At 54.3% G+C, this 3270-nt stretch carries 2 protein-coding genes; both read left to right on the forward strand.

The genetic code is table 11. From position 1 onward, the window contains the following. The first annotated feature begins 320 nt into the window (after positions 1–320). Positions 321–842 (forward strand): complex I 24 kDa subunit family protein, encoded by a 522-nt coding sequence (locus tag ACLTD4_RS33515; RefSeq protein WP_025531323.1) that lies wholly within the window; start codon positions 321–323, stop codon positions 840–842. A 122-nt stretch (positions 843–964) separates the two neighbouring features. Continuing rightward, the coding region (gene nuoF, locus ACLTD4_RS33520; protein WP_412331962.1) for an NADH-quinone oxidoreductase subunit NuoF at positions 965–3270 on the forward strand (2306 nt) is incomplete at its 3' end.

Here is a 3270-nt window from a genome sequence, read left to right on the forward strand (position 1 = left end):
CCCATGAGCCAGCCGGGGCCGACCGGGAAGCAGAGGACGACGGGGCTGTGAACTGCAATGCAGATTGTGTCAAAAAAAAAACAATGGCTTGACAGGAGTTGTCACTGCATGATAGTATGAAACTATAAAAAAATTAGATTACCTAAAAATTTTTTAGATTTCAGAATAGTGAGGAATGACGATGTCGGGATACTGTTTTGAGCATAAGAGGTTTTGGTGTTTCAATAATACATGGTGGATGAGAGAGAGCAGCTGATGAGGCTGCTCTCTCTTTAACTTTGTATAATTTTTCACAATATAATGAGGAGGTAGGAATCATGATGAAAGAAAACACGGAACATTGCTGCTGCGAAGGGTGTGACAGCAGTCCTGAGACTTTACTCGGGCGGATTGGGGAGCTGGCTTCGGAGTACAGGGGAAAGGAGGGGGCGCTGATATCTGTGCTTCACATGGCGCAGGGAATCTATGGATATCTGCCCCTGGAGGTACAAAGGACGGTTGCGGACGCGCTGGATATTCCGCTGTCCGAGGTATCCGGGGTGGTTTCCTTTTATTCTTTCTTTTCCACGCAGCCGAGAGGAGAGCATACGATCCGCGTCTGTCTCGGAACGGCGTGCTATGTGCGGGGCGGAAAGAAGATATCGGAACGGCTTCAGGAGCTTTTGGATGTGAAGATCGGCGATACGACGGAGGACCGGAAGTTTACGCTGGAGGTGGCGCGATGCATCGGCGCCTGCGGTCTGGCCCCGGCGATGTCCATTGACGGCCAGGTTTACAAGCAGGTGAATCCGGATAAGCTGGAGCAGATTCTTGCAAGATATTATGATGGACCACTCTGCTAGGTTCGTGAAAGACCTCACCAAGCAGAGTGGCATGTATCGCACGTAAGAGACCACAATACGGTCTCTAAGTGCTCATAACTAGGAGGAATAATGGAATGGAAAATAAAATCACAAATTCTGCCATGCTTGCAGATATAAAAAAGGATTACATAGAAAAAAGAAAAGCCTTTAAACGCCGGATTCTGGTCTGCGGAGGCGCCGGCTGTATCTCCTCTCACTGTGGAGAGGTGCAGGAGGCGCTCAAAATGTCTCTCGCAGAGCATCAACTGGAGTCGGAGGTGGAGATTCTGGTGACAGGCTGTATGGGAACGTGTGCGGCGGGGCCCGTTCTCTTGGTGGAGCCGGACGGGATTTTCTACACGGCCATGAATCCGCAGAAGGTGGCGGATCTCGTGGAGCGCCATCTGATCGGCGGGGAGGTCTGTGAAGAGTATACGTTTTACGATGCGGAGGAGGAACGCTACATTCCGAAGCTGGACGACATCAATTTCTTTAAAGAGCAGGTTCGCATCGCGCTGCGCAACTGCGGGCGCATGGAGTTTGCTTCCATGGAAGCTTACATTGCAAGGGATGGCTACGCGGCTGCTGCGAAAGCACTGGACGGCTTAAGCAGAGAAGAGGTGGTGGAGATCATGAAGGCCTCCGGACTCCGCGGCCGCGGCGGCGCCGGTTTCCCGACGGGAATCAAATGGGAATCGGGCTTGAAAGCCGTGTCCGAGGACGGACAGAAATATATGGTCTGCAACGCCGATGAAGGTGATCCCGGCGCGTTCATGGACCGCAGTATTCTGGAAGGCGATCCTCACAGTATCATCGAAGGCATGATGCTGGGCGCCTATGCCATCGGCGCAGACAAGGGTTACGTCTATGTCAGGGCGGAATACCCGATCGCAGTGGAGCGCCTTTCCGCCGCCATCGAGCAGGCGAGAGAACGGGGACTTCTGGGAACCGATATTCTGGGAAGCGGATTTCAGTTCGATCTGGAGATCCGGATCGGCGCGGGCGCGTTTGTCTGCGGCGAGGAGACCTCCCTTCTGGCGTCCATAGAGGGAAAACGCGGGGAGCCGAGGCAGAAACCGCCGTTCCCGTTTGAGCGGGGCTTATTCGATAAACCGACGATTATAGACAACGTGGAGACGCTGGCAAACGCGGCGCCCATTATCTTGAACGGCGCGGAGTGGTACCGGCAGTTCGGCACGGAAAAGAGCGCAGGCACCAAGGTATTCGCACTTGCGGGAGACATTATCAACGCGGGAATTATCGAGGTCCCCATGGGAATACGGCTGGGGGACATTATCTATAAAATCGGCGGAGGCATCACGGGAGGACGGAAATTCAAGGCGATTCAGTCCGGCGGTCCTTCCGGCGGATGTCTCACCGGGGAACATTTAAACACGGCAGTGGACTATGAATCCCTGGCGAAGCTGGGAGCCATCATGGGATCCGGCGGCCTGGTGGTTATGAGTGAAAACACGTGTATGGTTGATACCGCCAGATACTTTATGGACTTTATCCGTGATGAGTCCTGCGGAAAGTGTCTGCCCTGCCGGAACGGCACAAAGCGGATGCTGGAGATTTTGGAACGGATTACGGAAGGAAAGGGTGAGGAAGGCGATTTGGAGCTTCTGGAGGAGCTGGCGGAGACCATCAGGCAGACAGCCATGTGCGGCCTGGGTCAGACTGCCCCGAATCCGGTGCTTTCCACACTCCGTTATTTCAGAAATGAATACGAGGAACATATTTACGAGAAACACTGCCGCGCCGGAGTCTGTTCCGAGCTGCAGACGTCGCCGTGCCGCAACGCCTGTCCGGCCAACGTGTTTGTACCTGGCTATATCAGCCTGCTCTCCGCAGGAAGATTTGAGGACGCATACCGGCTGATCCGCCAGGATAATCCATTCCCGTCCGTCTGCGGCCGCATCTGTACGCATCCGTGCGAGGACCGCTGCCGCCGCGCCCAGGTGGACGAAGCCGTCTCCATCTGTTCCTTAAAGCGCTTCATCGGAGACTATGTGCTTCAGGATGGATACGAGATTCCGAAGGTGGAGGCGAAGCCGGCCACGGGAAAACGAATTTCTGTCGTGGGAGGCGGACCATCCGGTTTGACCTGTGCGTATTATCTGGCTAATTTAGGCCATGAGGTTCACGTATACGAGGCGGAGAGTGTTGCCGGCGGAGTTCTTTACTGGGGAATTCCGGAGTACCGCCTTCCGAAGGAGGTGCTGGCAAAAGAGGTGAAGGCCATCGAACAGAGCGGCGTAAACATCCACTGCAACGTAAGAATCGGGGAGGCGGTCTCCTTTGAGGAATTGAAAAATCAGAGCGACGCCGTCTACGTGGCGATCGGAACACAGCAGTCGAGAACCCTGGGCATACCGGGTGAGGATTTACCGGGTGTGGAAAACGGCCTTATCTTCTTAAAACGAAT

The organism is Hungatella sp. (genome assembly GCF_046966825.1).

Excerpts from the sequence above, each read along its gene's own strand:
- ACLTD4_RS33515 (WP_025531323.1), top strand. The coding sequence starts at position 321 with ATGAAAGAAAACACGGAACATTGCTGCTGCGAAGGGTGTGACAGCAGT.